The 19,773-nt window shown below is 50.9% G+C and carries 12 protein-coding genes; 7 read left to right on the top strand and 5 right to left on the bottom strand.

All coding sequences use genetic code 11. The features are described from left to right. The first annotated feature begins 8 nt into the window (after positions 1–8). The 6 genes from AABK39_RS07500 to AABK39_RS07475 all read left to right on the top strand — a co-directional run bounded on the left by AABK39_RS07500 (position 9) and on the right by AABK39_RS07475 (position 7,749). Entirely contained in the window at positions 9–1,940 is a 1,932-nt protein-coding gene (locus AABK39_RS07500) for a DUF4139 domain-containing protein (protein WP_338394302.1), read from the top strand. 132 nt (positions 1,941–2,072) lie between these two features. Continuing rightward, positions 2,073–2,666, top strand: a complete 594-nt coding sequence (locus AABK39_RS07495; RefSeq protein WP_338394301.1) for a TetR/AcrR family transcriptional regulator — start codon at positions 2,073–2,075, stop codon at positions 2,664–2,666. A 186-nt stretch (positions 2,667–2,852) separates the two neighbouring features. Beyond that, the gene (locus AABK39_RS07490) at positions 2,853–4,340 is read left to right on the top strand and encodes a TolC family protein (RefSeq protein WP_338394300.1); all 1,488 of its coding nucleotides are present in this window, start codon (positions 2,853–2,855) and stop codon (positions 4,338–4,340) included. 44 nt (positions 4,341–4,384) lie between these two features. After that, the gene (locus tag AABK39_RS07485; protein ID WP_338394299.1) at positions 4,385–5,383 is read left to right on the top strand and encodes an HlyD family secretion protein; all 999 of its coding nucleotides are present in this window, start codon (positions 4,385–4,387) and stop codon (positions 5,381–5,383) included. 21 nt (positions 5,384–5,404) lie between these two features. After that, complete coding sequence (locus AABK39_RS07480) at positions 5,405–6,574, top strand: ABC transporter permease (protein WP_338394298.1); 1,170 nt, start codon at positions 5,405–5,407, stop codon at positions 6,572–6,574. Next, entirely contained in the window at positions 6,574–7,749 is a 1,176-nt protein-coding gene (locus tag AABK39_RS07475; protein ID WP_338394297.1) for an ABC transporter permease, read from the top strand. The genes AABK39_RS07480 and AABK39_RS07475 overlap by 1 nt, the downstream gene beginning before the upstream one ends. A gap of 752 nt (positions 7,750–8,501) precedes the next feature. On the opposite strand, the gene AABK39_RS07470 is transcribed toward AABK39_RS07475, so the two are convergent. The 5 genes from AABK39_RS07470 to AABK39_RS07450 all read right to left on the bottom strand — a co-directional run bounded on the left by AABK39_RS07470 (position 8,502) and on the right by AABK39_RS07450 (position 18,934). Further along, positions 8,502–9,899, bottom strand: coding sequence for a reverse transcriptase family protein (locus AABK39_RS07470; protein WP_338394296.1), 1,398 nt, complete (start codon positions 9,897–9,899; stop codon positions 8,502–8,504). A gap of 42 nt (positions 9,900–9,941) precedes the next feature. Continuing rightward, entirely contained in the window at positions 9,942–11,576 is a 1,635-nt protein-coding gene (locus AABK39_RS07465; protein WP_338394295.1) for an SWIM zinc finger family protein, read from the bottom strand. A gap of 105 nt (positions 11,577–11,681) precedes the next feature. Next, positions 11,682–14,783, bottom strand: a complete 3,102-nt coding sequence (locus AABK39_RS07460) for a hypothetical protein (RefSeq protein ID WP_338394294.1) — start codon at positions 14,781–14,783, stop codon at positions 11,682–11,684. Between the two features lie 1,083 nt (positions 14,784–15,866). Beyond that, complete coding sequence (locus tag AABK39_RS07455; RefSeq protein WP_338394293.1) at positions 15,867–16,466, bottom strand: hypothetical protein; 600 nt, start codon at positions 16,464–16,466, stop codon at positions 15,867–15,869. 152 nt (positions 16,467–16,618) lie between these two features. After that, positions 16,619–18,934, bottom strand: coding sequence for a Tex family protein (locus AABK39_RS07450; protein WP_338394292.1), 2,316 nt, complete (start codon positions 18,932–18,934; stop codon positions 16,619–16,621). Positions 18,935–19,142: 208 nt separating this feature from the next. On the opposite strand from AABK39_RS07450, the gene AABK39_RS07445 reads away from it, so the two are divergent. Beyond that, positions 19,143–19,772 carry a hypothetical protein gene (locus AABK39_RS07445; protein WP_338394291.1) on the top strand — a complete coding sequence of 210 codons (630 nt, stop codon included), beginning with the start codon at positions 19,143–19,145 and terminating at the stop codon, positions 19,770–19,772. The last annotated feature ends 1 nt before the right edge of the window (position 19,773 follow it).

The following is a 19,773-nucleotide window of genomic DNA, read 5'->3' as shown; positions in this document are numbered from 1 at the left end:
GATCAAAAATGAAAACGACACCTATATATATTGCATGGGCTCTGCTTTTTTTGGCTTTTGGAGCGCAAGCGCAATTCAAAACCCAAAAGGTCCCGTCCAAGATCAAAAGCGTAACCGTATACCGCAACGGCGCACAAGTCTTCCGCCAGGCCAAGGCCCAAGTACCGGCCGGACAACGGGTTTTGCTCTTCGATAATCTTCCCTACAATTTGGACGCTAACAGTCTACAGGCCGGAGGCAAGGGCAATTTCACCATTCTCTCGGTAAACTTCCTGCGCAATCACCTCAACTCTCCCGCTCCGACAGCAAAGATTCGAAAACTGGAAAGCATAGCGGAAAACTTGGACCTGCGCTCCAAAACCTTGGACGCACAAGACCAAGCTCTGGGCGAAGAACTAGCGTTACTTGAAGCGAACCGAAAACTCTCCGGAACCAACGAGGCGTTGGATATCAACCAACTCCGCCAAGCCGCCGACTTCTACCGAAGCAGAATAAACGCCATACGTCTTGACAGAATCAAAATCGGCAGAAAGAAGGAAGTTCTCACCGACAGCGTAATCCGCATTCGCAAAGAAATCGGGGCTTTGGGCAATACCAAAACCGATCCCGTCGGGCAGGCGGAAGTTACCGTTACCAGCCAAAACGGGTTTAACTCGACCCTAAACCTGAGTTACTTCGTCAAGAACGCCACTTGGTCGCCTCGCTACGACGCCCGGGTCAGCTCACTTACCGATCCGCTTCAACTCACTTACAAAGCGGATATCAGGCAAAATACCGGCGAAGACTGGAAAAATGTCCGTCTCTCCGTCTCCTCCGCCGACCCCAACCAAGACGGACAACTACCGGCCATGAAGCCTTGGTATTTGGGCGCACCCGCCAAAATCAAGATCCGAGGTACGGCAAGCCCACAGGCAAAACCTCGTAACCAAGGACGTGTAACGCAAAGAGGCAACAACATCCCGATGGAAGGTGGAGTGACGATAAGGGGAATAATAACCGACAAAGAGACAAACGAACCACTCATTGGGGCCAATATCGTTGTAACTGGTACAACAATTGGCGTCGTTACCGATATCAACGGTAGGTACGAGCTCAAGCTTCCCTCAAAACAACGGGTAATTTCGGTAAACTATATTGGCTTCATAACCGAAAATATTTACGTAAAAAAGAATGTCATCAATATCGACTTGGCCAATGACCTACAAACGCTAAATGAAGTCGTAGTGGTAGGGTACGGTACAGCTAGGAAAGCATCCAGAAAATTCAAACGCAAACAATCCTTTACCTCCTCGGTAGCAAAAGTTTCTCCCGAAGTGATGAAAACAGAGTCCGTAGCCGCCGTGCGTTTCGATATAGAGGAACGCCACAATATCCCGAGCGACAACAAAAAAAACACCGTCATTTTGGCCAACAATAGCCTAGAGGCCGGCTACCGCCACGTGTGCGTACCAAAAATCAACACCAACGTTTTCCTTACCGCCGAGGTAACGGGCTGGGAAAAATACCACCTACTGTCCGGCCCCATGAGCCTTTATTATGAGGGAATGTACGTAGGCGATTCCAAACTCGATACGGACATAGCCCAAGATACCCTGCGCCTTTCACTCGGACAAGACCGTGGCGTAATCGCCAAGAGGGTTCGGGCCAAGGATTTCACCCAGAAGCGGGTACTTTCCTCGGGCACCCGCCAGACCGCCGGTTGGGACATCACCGTCCGCAATAACAAGGACGTACCCGTCAACCTTACCGTGCTTGACCAATGGCCCGTGTCGCAAATGGCCGACGTGAGCGTCAAACTACTCAAAGCACCACAGGCCGAAAAAGAAGAAAATACGGGCAAGCTAAAATGGAAACTCAAGCTAAAACCCGCCAAGAGCCGAAAACTGACCTTCGCCTACGAAGTAAAATCGCAGGGCAAAACCTCCATCCCCCTGCAATAAACCTAAAACCCCTTTCCGGTCTTGTGTCACAAAGCCCCATTCCGGGGCTTTTCCTTTGCCTGCCAGTTCATAACTTGGACTATATTCCCTAGCTTTGTACAATTCTCATTTCCAAAACGCCACCACAACACTATGGCTAGACAAATCGACGAAAGTAAAATCGAGAGGATCAAGCAAGCCACAATTGACTTGATAGTGAGCAAAGGCTACCAGAACGCCTCCACAGCCGCCATCGCCAAGCTCTCAAAGGTGTCCGAAGGATATCTCTATCGGCATTACCCCAGCAAGCACGAATTGGTCAAAGACATAGTAAAGTCCACTTTGAGGGCTTTTCTCCAAGACATGGAGCACTTGACCAAAGTGTCGGCCAATCTTTCCGAGTTCATCGAGCGCTATGCGGAAAACAGATGCGAACGCATGGCCAAAGCCCCTCATATCCTCAAGCTCTACGGTGTAATGATACACGATTCCAGTTTCGAAGTGGACTCCCAGATATCCGGAAGAATCCTAGACTTTTGCAAGGCATTAGCCCAAAGGCTCCATGAAGAGGACGAATCCTCCGCAAGAATTGATTACGAAGACGTGTACACCCTTATATTTATCGCCCCTATGGGCTTTCTCAACGCCAAAATAAAAGGACACTTGCCGGAAACCAGCTTACACGACACCAAAAAGAAGCTGGTCAACATCATGCGTAGAGGCCTGGGGCTGACGGAAATATCATGAACAAACGCTCATTATTATGGGGAATAAGGTTTATTTTTGCCTAAAGAAATCGTCGAAACGTACCGGAATTCAGGCTGTAGGCACGGCTGGCTACCGGCATGACAAAGGCTCTTCACACTAGAACAGCTTTTTTTTCGTCAACTAAATGAGTAATCGTTCACTCAAAAAGGAAGTAACGTCACCGATATGAAAAAACTACCTTTGGGGTTTCTGCTGGTCTTATGGCTGGCCACAGGCGCCCTGGCCCAAGAGGCTCCAACGCCTACACAAGGGCAAAACATGACCTTTGGCGACGCGCTGGAAACCATGCACCGGCAAAACAAGAAACTTTCGGCCGCCAAAAAGGAAGTGGAGGAAATGGCCTACGAACAGAAGGCCGCATGGGGATTGCGCCTACCCACTGTCACCGCCTCCGCTTTGTTTGTAAAACTGGACGAGGACGTCGCCCTCGACTTCTCCGAACATATCGACGGCCTGAAATCGGGCTTAGGCCAGCTCACACCCGAAGCTATCCAAAAAGCGGTGGCCGGCGGAGCGATCACGCCCGACCAAGCCAAAGGCATCAAAACCTTGACCGACGGGCTTTCTGGTGTCAAAACCCTTATGGGATCGAATCTTCACTTGCCAACCGCACTCACACTGCAGGAGCAAAGCTTCAGCGCCGTAAACGCCACGTTGATGATGCCCATCTATACCGGCGGTAAAATCAACGTGGCCAACAAGGCCGCCGAACTCCGGCATCACGAGGCTTCGGAAGAATTGCGCAAAGTAAAAGGCGAACTTCTCGAAGAGTTGGTGCAACGCTACTTCGGCCTTAGGTTGGCCGAGAGCGTGGTGCAGATTCGCCAAGACGTATTGGAAGGCGTAGGCCAGCACCTTAATGATGCCCGCAAGTTGGAAGAAAACGGCATGATAGCCGAAGCCCAACGACTTTACGCCGAGATGGCCCACAGCGAGGCGAACAGGGAACTCAAGAAAGCCGAGCACCGTCTGGAACTTACCCGTACGGCCTTGGGCAACACCCTCGCCACAAAAGGCCAGGTAGTACCCATCACCGAACTGTTTTACACCGACAATATAGAATCTCTGGAACATTTCCACGAAATGGCCGAGCAGTACAGCCCGCTGATACGCCAGCTGGATTCGAAAGTGGAATTGGCTCATCAAAAGTTCGTGAAGGAAAGGTCCGAATTCCTACCTACCGTCTTCGTAACGGGCAACAAGGAACTTTACCAGAATGACCTACTGGCGGGACTCTCGCCGAGCTGGATGGTAGGCGCCGGCGTGAAGTGGAAAATCTTCGACGGCCTTAAGCGGTACAATAAAATGAAAGCGGCCCGCAAACTCGAAGAAAGGGCCTCCGACCTTAACCAGAAATATTCCGAGGACGTTCGTACGGGCGTGGAAAAGCATTACCGAGAGCTAAAACAGGCCCTTGAGCAACTGACTTCCATCGAATCTTCAATGAAGTTCGCCAGCGAATATCTCCGCGTAAAGGAAAAAGCCTTCAAAGCCGGCATGGCCGAGTCCACCAGCGTAGTGGACGCGCGCCTCAACCTTTCGAAAGTAGAAGTGGAGCGTATCAAGGCCATGTACGACTATGACTTGGCTTTGGCAAAGCTCCTTTCGCTTTCCGGCAGGAGCGAACTCTTCCTTGACTATATGGCGCGCTAAGCATCGCCACGCATTATTCGGCATAATACGTTAAGACATTTACCATGAACAAGAAGAACAACACTTTTATAGCCTTGGGCATTGTCGCCCTTTTGGCGATAGCCGTAACGGCGGTTAATCTTTTCTCTTCACCCGCACCGTTACTGCTTCAGGGCCAAGTGGAGGCCACGCAAGTGAAAGTGGCATCCAAGCTGGTGGGCCGACTGGCGGAACTGAAAGTCCGCGAGGGCCAAAGCGTAAAGGCCGGCCAGAGCTTGGCGCGGATAGAAAGCCCTGAGGTGGAGGCCAAACTGGCCCAGGCAATGGCGGCCCGAAAAGCGGCCACGGCTCAAATGAACAAGGCCGAAAACGGCGCGCGCAACGAGCAAATCCGTGCGGCAAAGAACCAATGGGAAAAAGCGAAGGCGGGAATGGCCTACGCCGAAAAGACTTACCAAAGGGTAAAGAACCTTCATAAAGAAGGCGTGATCCCGGCCCAAAAGATGGACGAAGCCGAAGCCAAGTGGAAAGCGATGGCACATACAGTGGAAATGGCCAAGTCGCAATACGATATGGCCCGCAGGGGTGCCCGTTCCGAAGACAAGACTGCCGCCGAAGCGCTGGTAGAGAGAGCTTCCGGAGCCGTGACCGAAGTGGAATCTTATCTCGAGGAAACGAAGGTACTGTCGCCTATCGACGGCGAAGTGGCCAGCGTCATCCCCGAACGGGGGGAGCTTGTGGCGGCGGGCTTCCCCATCATGACCATCGTGGACCTAGACGACGCTTGGGTTACTTTCAACCTTCGCGAAGACTTGTTACCTCGCTTCAAGATGGGATCCGAATTCGATGTTACGCTTCCCGCTTTGGGTGGCCAGTCCGTTCGGGTTAAGGTAAACTACATCAACGCCCTCGGCGCATTCGCCACTTGGAAGGCGACTAAAAGCACCGGCGACTTCGACATGAAGACATTCGAAGTGCGTGCCGTGCCCGTAAAGAAGGCTGAAGGCCTACGTCCAGGCATGACGGCCCTCATCGATTGGGCCCAGTTCGAAACCGATAAATAAGCTCCCCGGAGCCCAAAGCTTATGACTGAAAAAGGATTCAGGCCGACGTTTCGCCGGGAACTCCGGCGCATTGCCTCCAAACCCGCCTACTGGCTGGCCGTGGCAGTGTTTCCGGCTATCACGGCGGTCTTCTACTATCAGCTGATGGGAGCCGGCATATTGCGCGAACTCCCGATAGCCGTGCACGACGCCGACAATAGTCCGCTGTCACGGCAACTGCTCCGCTATGTGGAAGCGAGCCCGACCCTCCGCATAACGGAGCGGTACCAAAGCTTGGAAGAAGGCAAAGCCGGCCTGCTGGAAGGTAAGGTCTACGCCTTACTGTACCTTCCCCAAGACTTTGAGAAAGGCTTTTACAGGGGATCAGGATCCGAGGCGGAGCTGTTTCACAGCTATATATCCATGGCCGCGGGCGGTAACGTTTCAAAAGCGGTCACTATGGTAGCCTCCACTTTCTCGGCTGGCGTGGAGATCCAGACCCGCATGAAAAAGGGTTCCTCCCAAGCCAAAGCGATGAACGATTTCATGCCCATAAGGCTAATCTCCCATTCGCTCTCCAATCCGGACGTGAACTATTTCTATTTCCTCGGCGGGGCTTTGATCTGGGTGGCCATGATGTCCTTCGTTACCATCACTTCCATTTACGCCATGGGATCCGAGATAAGGTTCCGTTCCGCCCGCCAATGGATGGGCACTGCGGGAGGATCCATATACAAAGCCTTGGCTGGAAAACTCCTCCCCTACACCATCGCTTACGGTATTACGGCAGTGGGCATACATTATCTACTGTTCCGCATGGCGGGATTTCCGCTTAACGGAGACGAAAGGGCGCTTTACTTGGCATATTTCCTCTTTATATTGGCGTGTCAGGGACTTGCCGTCGCTTTTGTCAGCTTACAACCCGTGCTTCGCAAGGCGCTCACCTCCGGACTTCTGTTCTGCGGTTTCGCCTTTACGTGCGCAGGCGTAACATTCCCCTCATCGGAACTTCCCGGCGGATTCAGGGCTCTGTCCCAGATTATCCCCTTCACCCATTTCGTGGAGGCATTCTTCGGGCAAAGCATGCGGGGCATACCTCTGGCCTACCAGACGGGAACATACCTTTCCTTGGCCGCTTTCCTCTGCCTGTTCGCAATGGCGCCATTGCTCCGCAAACGCCTGATTTCCCCAAAACGCAAAAGACTACTCTAATGAAGGGATTGGGAAAAATATTCCGCGCCTTGGCGCAAAGCTTCCTCAACGAGCTACGTTTAGTGTTTTCCGACATGGGCTTGGCAGTTACGCTACTGTTGCCGGCCTTTGCTTATCCCCTGCTCTTTGCCACCGCATACCAAAAAGAAGTGGTGAACGACGTGCCCACAGCCGTGGTGGACCATAGCCAAAGCCCGCTAAGCTGGCAACTGATACGCATGCTCGACGCTACCGACTACGTGAAAGCCGTCAATTTCAGCGATATGGCATCGGCTCGTGACGCTTATTACAAAGGCGAGGTAAGGGCGGTGTTCAGCGTACCAGAGGATTTCGAAAAGGACATACTAAGCAGTGAGCAGACGGACGTGACCCTTTACGCCGACGCCGCTTACGTTTTGCCATACAAACAGGCGGTAAAAGGGTGCCTATACGCCAGCCAAACACTGGGCACGGGGATAAAGGTGCGAAAGCTCATGGCCAAAGGAATGCCCGCAAAGGCCGCGTTGGCCACAGGCATGCCTCTGCGGTTTAAAAACTTCCAATTGTTCAACCCAGCGGGGGGATACGGGGTTTACATCCTCGCCCTGCTGGGACTAGCCGTTATCCAACAGACCCTTCTGATGACTATTGGCTTGGCCAACGGCACGTCCAACGAATACCGACGTTACCGCCTAAGCAGGGAAAAGGGCACGGAAAACGCTCCGCCCGCCATAGTTCTTTTGGGTAGGGCACTGTTCTATACCGTGGTCAGTTACATCCTTATGGGATTCTGCATTGGCGCCATTTCAAAATGGTTTGATTATCCGGCACGCGCCCATGCGGGTGAACTCGCACTGTTTCTGCTCCCGTTTGTATTGGCTTGCGTATTCTTTTCGTTCGCCATCACGGGCAGAATGAAAACCCGAGAGCAGGTATTGTTTCTGCTCACCTTCGCTACCCTTCCGTTTCTGTTCCTTTCGGCCATACCGTGGCCTACCGAGGGCTCGCCCGTTTGGCTTACCGCACTAGGCAAGCTGGTGCCAAGCACCGAAGCATTCGGCGGATACCTGAAAATGAACCTTGCGGGAGCGAATTTCAACCAAGTTTCCGGTCATTGGAACACATTGTGGTTAATTGTCTTGCTTTATTACATGCTTGCACTGATATTGCGTCAGAAACCTGGCAAGGCCGGGTAAAGTACAATCCACCCGCACCACACCGCGGGTTCCTTTTACCGAAACTGGACCGGGCCTACCACCCCGGTCCGGATTTTTTAAGTCCTCTCCAAAGTCCCAACACTGCAGATCAGAGCGAATATTACTGTGTAAGATAAAAACACAAGTGACGTATTACGTTCCAACACTTGTCTGCATTCCCTAATGAAAAGCTTCAAACAGTAAAAACGACAAGTCCCTAACAGTAAAAGGACACGTCCTAAAGATAGTAAGGACAGGTCCTTTTTCCATTTATGACATGTCCTAAACAGCAAAAAAAAGGGGTTTTAGGGCGAAAAAAAGGGATAAAAAAGAAAATAGGCCCTAACCTATTGCTAGGAAAGAGCCTTTTCTAATTGAATAACATGTTAAGGCCACAACTTGTTAATCGTTAAAAAGTAAGTTATCACCCTTTGCTTCAAATTTTCAAACACATCGTGGGAGCAAAACATCTGGACAAAAAATAAAAATAGACATCACACAAAGCATTAAGGCAGGCCTCCATTTATCGGGTTGTTGCTTTCTTTTCATCTTAGCTTCCTTATACCTCAAACACCACAAAACGTCAATAACTTCAAACATCCCCTCCACTAGTACAAACAACCACATATATTACAATAACCATCCGTGTTTTGCACACAAAAACGTCCCGTCGAAAAATTCGACGGGACGTCAACACTTACATTTTGGGCCCAAGCCCGCGGATTATAAGAGGCGTACAAATCGCTTATTCGCTAGGCTTCCGCCAACTGCGGATGCAACTTATCTATATACGCCTGCAGTTTGTCCGCCTGCATAGGATTGACCATCCGCACGAACGACATGTAGCCACTCATGTAGGAATACGGGTTTTTGCCTATTTCCTTGGCCACTATCTCGTCGTTGAGCACACTCAGGCGATGCACGAAGGCCCTGAACTTCCGGACATCACGGCGCGAAATGCGGATATGTCCGCCTTCGTTTACCACTACCCCCGTCACGGTTTGGCGTTGGTGCGGGCGCATCACGCTTGTTTTCTCCTCGTTCAGCACAAAACCTTCCTCTTTGATTATCCTGCGGATCCAGGCGAAAAAGCTTTTGAGATTGACGTTACCCGTTTTGGATGAGAACACCAAGTCGTCGGCATAGCGCGTATAGACTATTCCGTGCTTCTTGGTGTAATTGGCGATACGTTTGTCCAGCTTCCGGCACAGCACATTGGTCAGCGCCGGCGAGGTGCAGGCGCCCTGGGGCAAGGCCTTTTCGCCCAATGCCACGTAATACTCCTTGTCACCCATCTTGGTCTTTACCCTGAAAGCATCCGTACAAACGGAGGCGAAGACGGTAGCCAAAGCCTCGCTATAGCCGGAGGAACGGAAAACGCCCTTGACGCGTGGAAACTTCACCGAAGGGAAAAAGTCCTTGAGGTCCATACGGATCACGAGCTTGGAGCCCATATGGAGGATGGCGTTATAGGCCACCGACATGCCGGGACGGTAGGCTACGGCCGCGGCGTGCGGTACCGCCGAGGCCAACACGTTGTCCTTTATCCATTCCTGCGCCTCGCGGAGCTTGGACTTAGGCGAGGAAATCTCCCTTTTGCCACCGCTCTTCTTCGGAATGGTGAAGCGGGTATAGTGATCTATTTGCGACACTTTCTTATGATAGGCCAGCCATTGCCAGCGTTTGGCCCCTATGCCGCTCTTTTCGGCCAGCTCGTCGAGGTCGCGGATGCCCGGCATTCCGTTTTCCAGACAGCGGTCTTCGTCGTATTCGCCGTAATGAATACCTTTCGATATCTCGTCGCCCAGATAAGTAGGAGTGCTCCGGAGCTTGGCCTCCACGGCCTTTTTCCTTTCGGCCTCGGCTTTGGCCTTCTCCACCTTGCGGATCTCGCGCTGTTTGCGAACCCTCTCTATACGCTCTTCCCTGATTACCTTTATATAAGGGGTAATGTCCTCCAAGCCTTCAAGGGCTTTCTCTATCTCGCGACTACGGGCCCCCAACTTCCTGTAAGCCTTCTCCCGTTCCGCTATACGCTCAAGTTCCTCCTGGCTGATGGTGAGAAATCCCAAACGGACCATCTCCTCTATCTCATAGCCTTCCTTGCCGATCTCCTTGATGCGGTCTCTCCAGTTATTGTTATCCGACATACCGACTAGTTTTCGCTTCGTAAGAAATTACCAAAAGTGCCCTCATGATTTCTTGTGGTTTTGGACATAAAGGACAGAGGCCACAAGGTGGGCGCACGGACCTTTCCTCAACTGGTTGCGCCGGTAATGACTGCACGTACAGGAGGCTTCCTTCACTTTCCCGTCCTTATCCAGCGTAAGCGACGGTTCGAAGGTTCCTTTTCCCTCCACCGTCAGGTAGTGCTTGTCTTCCACAGTCTTGCCGGCATAGCTTACCTTGCCCTCCTTAAAGAGGCTGATAGCGTAGGTATTGCGCTCATCCTCCTCGGGGTCGGTCACTTGTATCTCCTGGTTAATGAGCTGGCGCCAGCGGTATTCGCCCTTCAGGTGGTCATACATCGCCTGTCCGTTCTTGCACAATTCCTGAAGCGACGCGGTGGCCTCGGATCGGGAACAGCCCGTCAGGGCCGACAAGCCCTCCGGCGTCACGGTCATCTTCTCTTTGATTACGCGTTCGGCCAGTACGGTTTTCAGTTTGTTTGACTTGCCGGTAGAGGCCAGCAGGTCGAAGTTGGCCTTTCCGGCCCAGTCGTTGGCGGTCCAGCCCGACAACCCAACGTCGAAACGGTGCCCTTCTACGGACACGCTCCAATAGGACGGCATGCCGGTGCCAAGCATCTTTACGCTAATGGTGTCGGAAAGCGGAAGGAGTTCCTTCAGCACGCTGAGGCGACGGCGACCCCAGATGCGGATCTCGCCCTCGTAATCTCCCTCATATATCTTCCTGTCGGTAATTTCTATCCCCCAAGGATCGATGGAAACCGTCACGGGTTTTCCTTTTTTGAATATGAACCTAACGGAGCGAGGCCCTTGCTTTTCTTTTTTGCGTTCCAACACGGCCAGCGTTTCGGCCATGGTTTCGGTATCCAGGTCGAAGTCTACGCCGTCAAGCGACGAGGCCGACTGTACCTGAAGAAAGCCCCTAACCCAAGTTTCGGGCAGGTCTATTTTCTTTTCGAGCGAAAGGCCCAAGTCAGTGGACATCTCCACTTTTTCGTAGCTCACCTTCAGCCAAGCAGGACGATAGCTCCGCACGCGGTAAAGCTCGTCGGCCAAAGTCTGGCTAAAGTCGATGTTTGTGGTGCCGAATACCGTCCGGTCAAAGGTTTCCAGCTTTTCGGAAGGGACGGATACCCTGCCGTAAACGGATTCGTCAAGCGAGAAAGCTTCGAAAATGACGGCGTCTTGGTGCACGCTAATCACGGGGTCAAGCACAAACCATTTGTCCTTGTCGTGTGTATAGAGCCATTCGTAATACTTTCTCCTCGCCGTGCCGACACCTTTCTTAAGCGCCGACAGTTCTCCCAAGACCTTATGTTTCTCTTCCGTTACGGTCTTGCGCTCCTCCATCAGCTGAAGCTTTTCGGCGTCCACGCCCTGCATATGGTTGGGCAACTCTTCGAGGTAGCGCTCGGCCACCCACGCCTGATAGGCCGAATGGTCGACTTGTTTGGGGCGCCAGTCGCCCACCACCACTTTGCGGAGAGCCAGCATTACGCGGGCATAGGCACCGCTATCCTTGACCAAGGCGTTGAGGGAAACGGGTTTGCGAGAGCACTCCGCGGAAAAGTCAAACTTGCTTCCTTGTCCGTCGGAACTGGCCCCGCTTGGTTTATGATAAGTCTGCGTTACTTGCATTTCAGAATATCTTTGTGGGGGTATTGGGTCTTAGGTATTAAGTATTTGGTACTGTTGAAGAGAAAAGCTTCATCCAAATCACAGAACACCTAGCTCCTTTACCCTTTATGCCAATGAAAAAACTTCGGGATCCACCTTGTCGGCTACGGCCAGCTTGGTAAGCTGAAGGACGGCCCACTCGGCGTCTTGCTTGTCGCGGCCGTTGGCCAGTTCCAACAGCAGTGTCGGATCCATATCGAGCCGGGCTTCCAACCGGCGTTTCACCGATTCCTTGGCCTTTCTCGCCACGTTCTTTTGCCTTAATACCTGGCGGTCAAACGTTCCGGCGAACACGGGCGTTTCCGCCAACTCTTCCATCGCTAGGGCCACTTTCTCCTGCACGTACGCATCAGGGTGCTCGGAAAGGCAAGGCAACAATTCGGAATCACTGTAATTCAGAGCTTCCTTCCGTTCGCCTATCAAGTCCATCCCGAATCCGCGGACGTCTTGTTTCGGGCTATCGCAAAGGGCCAAAATGGCGTGCGACTCTTTAGAATCGCCTTTCGGTAACTTCCCGAACCATTCGGTAGCCTTGCGGAACACTTCCGGCACACCGCACTCAGCCATTCGCAACATAAAGGGAACCTCCGGCTGAGAGGCCAGAACAAGCGTCCAGCCACGATCGCGAACGTTTGGCAAGGGGTGGATAGAGATTTTGAACAGCTTCTCTTGGTCGGATATAATCGAGGTGTATTTCGAATCGATCCAATCGCAAAGCATTGTCTCGGCTTCCGGAATCTTTACGTCCAGCAGAGCCGGGTGGTCAAATGCGGAGAAAGCGCTCTTAGTCTCAGGTCTTGCCCAAAAACGTGTCCGTAGGTTTTCTTCCAACGAAGTGTCGGCAAGCATTTCCAGAGCCGAAATCCAGAAGTCGACGTCATTATGATGCGCCAATGTCTTGTCTTCGGCCAAAATGCTCACATACTGCCAGTCTTCCTCATGCATGGCACAGATCCACCGCAACCATTCGGCGGGACGAACGCCACTGATGACATCCAGAAAAATAACAGAGCCCAAACGAGGCAAAAGGTCGGAGCGCACTTCGCTTCCCACCGAACGCGAAAGGTTTTCCCACAGTTCGTTACGGAGGTGATCCGCTTTGTTTTTGAGCGCCGGGTTCTTGGATTCGAGGAATAGCGTCACCCAGTAACGGGCCGGAATAGTGTTCTCATCGTTCTCCAAGCCTCCTACCAACGCACGCCAGAAAGACTCGTCCAAGTCGGCCTCAACCATCAAATCACCCAACAATTCCCAAATTGGGGAATTCATATTCTTCAGCACACCAAACCACGCCTCGACGAAACTGTCCACATACCAATAGTGCTCAAACATGCGACGCAAGGCACGGCGATGTTTCCCGAGGAATCTCGCAATAGACTCGTCACTATTGAAAAGGAACATCATGCCCATTCCATATGTCGGAGAGCTGTCAAACGACTGGTCAAGACATGCCATCAAGGCTTCGCTCAGCTCGTCTTCAGCCTGGAAAAAGCTCAAAAGATCCCGTGACAAACGCCCGATCTGATTCAAGTCCGAACGTTTGAGTATATCGGTCAGCGCCACTTTGGCGTATGGAGCTTCGGCGAACAAGGTCCGCAGAGCTTCTTTTCCGCCTTTCTTATGGATATCCGAAACGGTGGACCAAATGGCGTTAAAAGCCCAGTACCCATCCCCGAGCTTTTTCGAGTTTCTTTGGAGAATTCTCCAAGACAGGGCCCTAAACTCTTTGTCTTCATGGTTCAGCACATCCGACATTACGTAACGCGCCTCCCAGTCCATCTTCTCGAAGCTTTGTTTGAAGACGTCAAGGAAAGTTTCCCTTTGCTCAACGTCGGAATGGTCGATCATTTTGTACCAACGCCTGACCAAGCTTTGCAACTGTTGCGACTTCAAGAGCTTCAATACTCGCCGTACCGAGATTTTCGAGCCCGCATTAAGAAGGAAATAAGCCAAATCTTCGGCTGCCTTGTCATTAAAGTTGGCTATCCGGCCCCAGCCCTCAAGCTTTAAGGCAGTGTCACGCAATTTTTTACTGATAGGGAATCCCGACCTATTGCTGTATCGTTGGTAGGTGAGTCCCGTCACAACTCCTTGGAAGCGCTTCTCGGCGGCCGCCTCATCCTTATGGTTCGTTATTGTGTCTTCTCTGACAAGCAAACCCGGAAGCACTTCTACCTCAAACTTCCGCTTTTTCGCAAGCGGCATCTCAGGATAAGCCATCGCCCACCCCTCCATTATGACCGCTTCGGGCTTCGAAGTTTCTGTGTCCTTACTTCTAAAAAGATTCCCGAGCAAGCCTTTCTTGGGCTTAGGCTTTGGCCCCCAAGATTCCCACATGCTGTCCATCGCCAATTTCTTCAAGACAGGCGACGGAGACAACAGACAATTTACGTAATGCGCTATGCCCACTTGGGAAAGGTCAAGCTTCTCCCCAAGCAAACCGTAAACTCTATAGATGAATTCCAGACCATACCACGGCATGCGGATATCCTTCATCATATCGGCAAGACCGTGCCCGTACTTTTTCCAAGCCTCGGAGAAAGGCATTCCGGGCTCTGTCCTTCTGAATTTCCAGAAATCGTAGACGAAGCTACCGTTACCGTTGTTAAGCTGGCGAGCGTGGCGGCTTTCGCCCAACATCACATACCCCAACACGAAACGATAGCGCAAATCGACCATTACGCCCTTGCCGTACATGCCATAATGACCTTTGGCTTCGGTTTTCCCCTCAGGCTTTTCGCCTACGTAAGGGTACGATCCGTCCCCCTTGTCCAGCTGGCTTACTATTCTGTCCTCAATTCCGACATCCAGACTTTCAAGAAGTTTTTTGGAAATAAAGCAGTAAAGCTCGGGATTCTCCTCTCCCAATTTTTTCATCAAGCGACGGGCACGGCGCTTCATATAGCGCAAAGTCGCTTGGCTTGGGCTTTCGGGGGTTTGTTTCACCTCCCTCGGGTCGGCTCCATCAATCATGCAGACCAAGGCGGCCAACACATCCCGGTCAGCCAAATCAGCCTCCGCCTTTTTGTACAGACCTTTCAGCTGGTTCCAGCGGTCCCTTTTCAGGGCGGTTTTGTGGCCGCTCTCCGCTTTCCAGCCGATAAAGTCCAGAAGCAACTTTTGGTCGGCGCTGGATTTCGGTGGATAAAGTTCAATCAGATTTTTCATACGCTACCGCGGTTACGAAACGATGCGCTAAACAAGAGTCCCTCTCCTAGCCGATCTCATATCCCTTTCGGGTATTCATCAATATGAAAAACAGCTCGGGCAAATGGGGAATTGCGCACAAAACAGAACAACAAAATGATCGGGAGCCAGCATGGCTAAGGAACGGCACCTAAAAAAAATGCGATTCCCGGGATAGGGAACCGCATTCTGACCTTGTCACTAAATCTTTCAAAGGACTACCTTCAGTCACTGTAGGCGTGACGGGGCACCATATACGTATATAGTGCTTAGGTAAATGTCGCAGACCTTCAGCATTCCTAAGCACTATATACGTATATGGTGCCGATGAGTCACGCTGAATGTCACTGACGTGTAGTGATGTATCCGAAGCTTTACTTCGACCGCGGCGAAACGCCACAGCAGTGATGCTGACAAAATCTTATGGTTACAAATATATATGATCAATTCATTTGACACAAATTTTATAGCAATTTTTATAGCTTTATTTTTCAATAGGCTTAATGAGGAAAATATCCCTGAAAACAGGGTTGACAATCTATTCTGCTAAATAAAATTTAAATTAAAAATTATATAGTTTAATTTAGGGTTCCACAAAAGCACTACAACACAACCCGATTCGATAAGAAAGCTAATTTTTATAGCTTAAAAAGAATAAAAAAAGCGGAACCCGAATTGAGTTCCGCTTTTTGACTTGTCACTAAATCTTTCTCTGGACTACCTTCAGTCACTGTAGGCGTGACGGGGTACCAGTAGGTACCATCTAGTTGAGGTAAATGTCGCAGACTCTCAGCATTCCTCGACTAGATGGTACCTACTGGTACCGTTGAGTCACGCTGAATGTCACTGACGTGTAGTGATGTATCCGAAGCTTTACTTCGACCGTGGCGAAACGCCACAGCAGTGATGCTGACAAATCTTATGCGTGCAAACATATACGAAAAACACAAAGCACACAAGTTTATATAAAAAAATATGTTTATTTAATTTTCTCCCGATTGGCAGGGAACAAACGACTAAACTAAAAGTCAAAGGATTACAAAGAAACAACCCCACAAAAAAACGTCACCTACACTCTTCCCCGGCCTGAACATCGCCTTTTTTCAACCACCAACAGTCTCCGTTCAAAGATCTATAGCGAAAGTTAACCTGTATACGCCCCGAACTAACCAACTCCGAAAAAGTCCTCGCCATCTTCGGAGGGCAAATCATTTTAAAGAAAACATGTTCCGCTCTAGCCATTATCACCGAGCCTTTTGACAGGGACGAAAAAGAAGTGGAAAGATAGTCCTCGCCATCACTAAAACTTTTATAAGCCTCATTCATCATTTTCTCTCCCGATTCGTATGACTTACCTTCAAGCAAAAACTCTATCTCCTCGAGAATCGCGGGCCCCAAACCTTTGTTTTTGAAAGCGAGTGAGACTTCATTTAGATCCAAAGAATCCGGAAGATCCATCTTTCGCAACTTTTCGGAGCTAGTTGTATGGTTAGATAATGTATGCACCACATAGGGCCACACCTGCACATATTGTTGCTTTTTCATGATGGAAGTCTCGTAAGCGGACACCAACAACGCGCAAGTACTGGTAAGCATCGCCACAATGGCCACAAGCCTGTCCCAGCTGAAATTCAAGTTTCTTATTTTTCCGAATATGTTCGCCATAGCAAAAAGATGAAAAAGCGATCGACAAGTAATATTTTCGGACAAAAATATAATTACTTGATTATATTCCAAAAAAAACGAAAAGGCTCCCGGGTCACCCAGAAAGCCTTTTCGTCAATTAAAAATCGAAGCGCTAAGTTATCAACCCGCCCTTAATTCTTAAACTTGCCCTTCAACATCGCAAGTTTCGCTTGCAAATCCCCGTCAGGGCCGTCTTGTTCCCGGCGGTTGTTGGGGCTTTGCCTGTTGGTTGTCTTTCTTGGCTGGAAACGGTTTTCGTCGCGTTTGCGCTCGTTACGGGTATTCCTTTGTGGCGCTCTCTTCTCCTCAAACGGATTAGCTTTCATCGAAAGGGAGATTCTTCGGCGGTCCACATCCAGATCCACCACCGTAACAGTCACCTTCTGGCTTACTTTCACCACTTCGGCCGGATCGCTCACAAAACGGTCGGCGATGTGCGAGATATGCACAAGACCGTCTTGGTGTACGCCCACATCCACAAAAGCTCCGAAATTAGTTACGTTTGTCACGATGCCCGGAAGCTTCAAGCCCACGCTCAAATCCGTAATCTCGTTTACGCCTTCGGCAAATGAGAACGCCTCGAAAGCTTCGCGAGGGTCACGCCCCGGCTTTTCGAGTTCACCCATGATATCTTCCAAGGTAGGCAAACCCACTTCGCCGTCCACATAATCCGAAAGCTTCACTCGCTGACGAAGTCCGTCATTATCAAGCAACTCCTGAACGCCCGAACCAAGGTCTTTGGCCATTTTCTTCACCAAATCGTAACGCTCCGGGTGTACCGAACTGGCGTCGAGAGGATTTTTGCCCCCACGAATCCGCAAAAAGCCGGCGCATTGCTCAAAAGCCTTGGCACCCAAACGAGGAACCTTTTTCAATTCGGCTCTGCTACGGAACGGGCCGTTTTCGTTACGGTATTCAACAATGTTTTTTGCCAATTGGGGACCGAGACCAGAAACGTAGGTAAGCAGTTCCTTGCTTGCGGTATTCACTTCCACGCCCACGGCGTTCACGCAACTGACCACGACATCGTCAAGGCCTTTTTTCAAAGCCGACTGGTCAACATCATGCTGGTACTGCCCTACCCCAATGGATTTCGGATCGAGTTTCACGAGTTCGGCCAAAGGATCCATCAATCTACGTCCAATCGACACTGATCCGCGAACGGTGATATCGTGGTCAGGGAACTCTTCGCGCGCCACTTCCGATGCAGAGTAAATCGAGGCTCCGCTTTCGTTCACCATCACTACGGAGATACTTTTTGGCAAACCAAGAGAGTTGACAAACGACTCCGTCTCGCGACTCGCCGTTCCATTACCGATAGCGATCGCCTCCACGTCAAAGCGTTCGCAGTAAGCTTTCACGTTGGCTTCGGCTTCCATTTGCTGGCGTTGGCCGTTGGTCGGATAGATTACCGTGTGGTCCAAAAGCTTGCCTTGCTCGTCGAGCATCACGACTTTACAGCCCGTACGGAATCCGGGATCGATGGCCATAACGCGCTTACGTCCCAATGGCGCCGCCAACAGCAATTCCCGCAAATTCTCCGAGAACACGCGAATAGCTTCCTCGTCCGCTTTCTTTTTCGATTCCATTCGGACTTCCGTTTCCATTGACGGTTTCAGAAGTCGCTTGTAAGAATCTTTGGCCGCAGTAGCCACTTGCTCCGCCACCGGACCCGAACCGTGGACAAAACGACGGTCAAGCATATCAACAGCCTCGTCGGCGTCGGGACAGGAATCGAGCATAATGACCATTTCCTTCTCGGCGCGACGCATCGCCAACACGCGGTGCGAAGGCGCTTTCTCAATCGGCTCGTCCCATTCGAAGTAATCCTTGTACTTCTTGCCTTCCTCTTCCTTTCCCGGAATCACGCGGGCTTTGAAAGTTCCCTCTTTGGCAAAAAATTCCCGCATTTCGGAACGGGCTTCCTGATCCTCGTTTATCCATTCGGCTATGATGTCGCGGGCGCCTTTCAAGGCTTCCTCCACATCCTTCACCTCTTTGCCCTCATCCACAAACTGCGCTGCGAACTCTTCCAGATCCATATCCGAACCCTGCTCGAAAAGCTCTTTGGCCAACGGTTCCAAGCCTTTCTCGCGGGCGATCGTCGCTTTGGTACGGCGCTTAGGTTTGTAAGGCAAATAAATATCTTCCAACTCGGCCATTGTGGACGCTTCCATTACGGCCTTTTCAAGCTCGGGCGTCAGCTTCTCTTGGTCTTTGAGCGACTTCAAAATAGCCTCCCGGCGCTTATCCAACTCGCGCAACTGCTCAATACGGTCACGCACCGCCGCTACCGCCACCTCGTCGAGGCTACCGGTAGCTTCTTTACGGTAACGGGAAATGAAAGGTACCGTAGCGCCTTCGTCGAGCAAGTCAACCGTAGCCGAGACCTGATCGACGCGAACGGAAAGCTCGTCCGCTATTATCGAAATATGCTTGTTAGTCATCAATATCTTTTTTCTAAATCAAACCCTATTCGGAGCGTAGGCAAAAATAAACATTTCGGAAAGCTTTGCAACGGCAAATAATCAAAGCCATCAGAGGGTCGGGCCAAAATGGCGACACAGAATTCTTGCACAATCGAATAATCGAGTCTATATTAATAAAATCATTTACAATTATGCGATCCCCCGAGCGCAACCAACTTTCTCTTCCATGACACGTCTCTGCGCTTGCGCCATCCTCCTTCTCCTTTTACCTCAAATTTCTTTTTGCCAAACCGCCGAAAACATTCTAGACAAGGTATCCGAAGACACCTGCGACTGTCTCGCAGAATATTCGGCTCCGCCAAAAGATCAAGAGGAGCGCGATTTCCGTCTTGGCCTTTGTCTAATCACGGCCGCGACAGTGAATAAAAAAGCCTTAGCCGAATCCGGCTTCGACACGGACAAAGAAGCGGACCTTGACCGCCTCGGCGACAGGCTCGCTTTCGGAATTATGTTGCGTTGCCCGGAAGCTTTTGACCAACCGACAAGCTTTAACGAACGCACATACACTGGCGAAACCACCGATGGATTGAGCACGCTAAACGGCAAACTGGAAGCCATAAGGGAAGGCCAATTCAACATTGTCGTCTTGAGGGAGGAGAACGGACACAAGCACGAGTTTTTCTGGCTTGAATATTTTCCGGGAGCCGATATCTTGAGTGATAAATTTGAAACCGTAAGAGGCAAAAACGTAGCGGTCACATTCTTAAGGAAGGAATTCTATCTACCTAAAGAAAAAGGGTATTACGGCGTAAAAGTAATTCGTGACCTGAAAATAAGAAGCGGAAAAGCCCTATAAC

It is taken from the genome of Fulvitalea axinellae (assembly GCF_036492835.1).
Classification (GTDB): Bacteria; Bacteroidota; Bacteroidia; order Cytophagales; family Cyclobacteriaceae; genus Fulvitalea; species Fulvitalea axinellae.
This window is presented reverse-complemented; position numbering and strand designations above follow the sequence as displayed.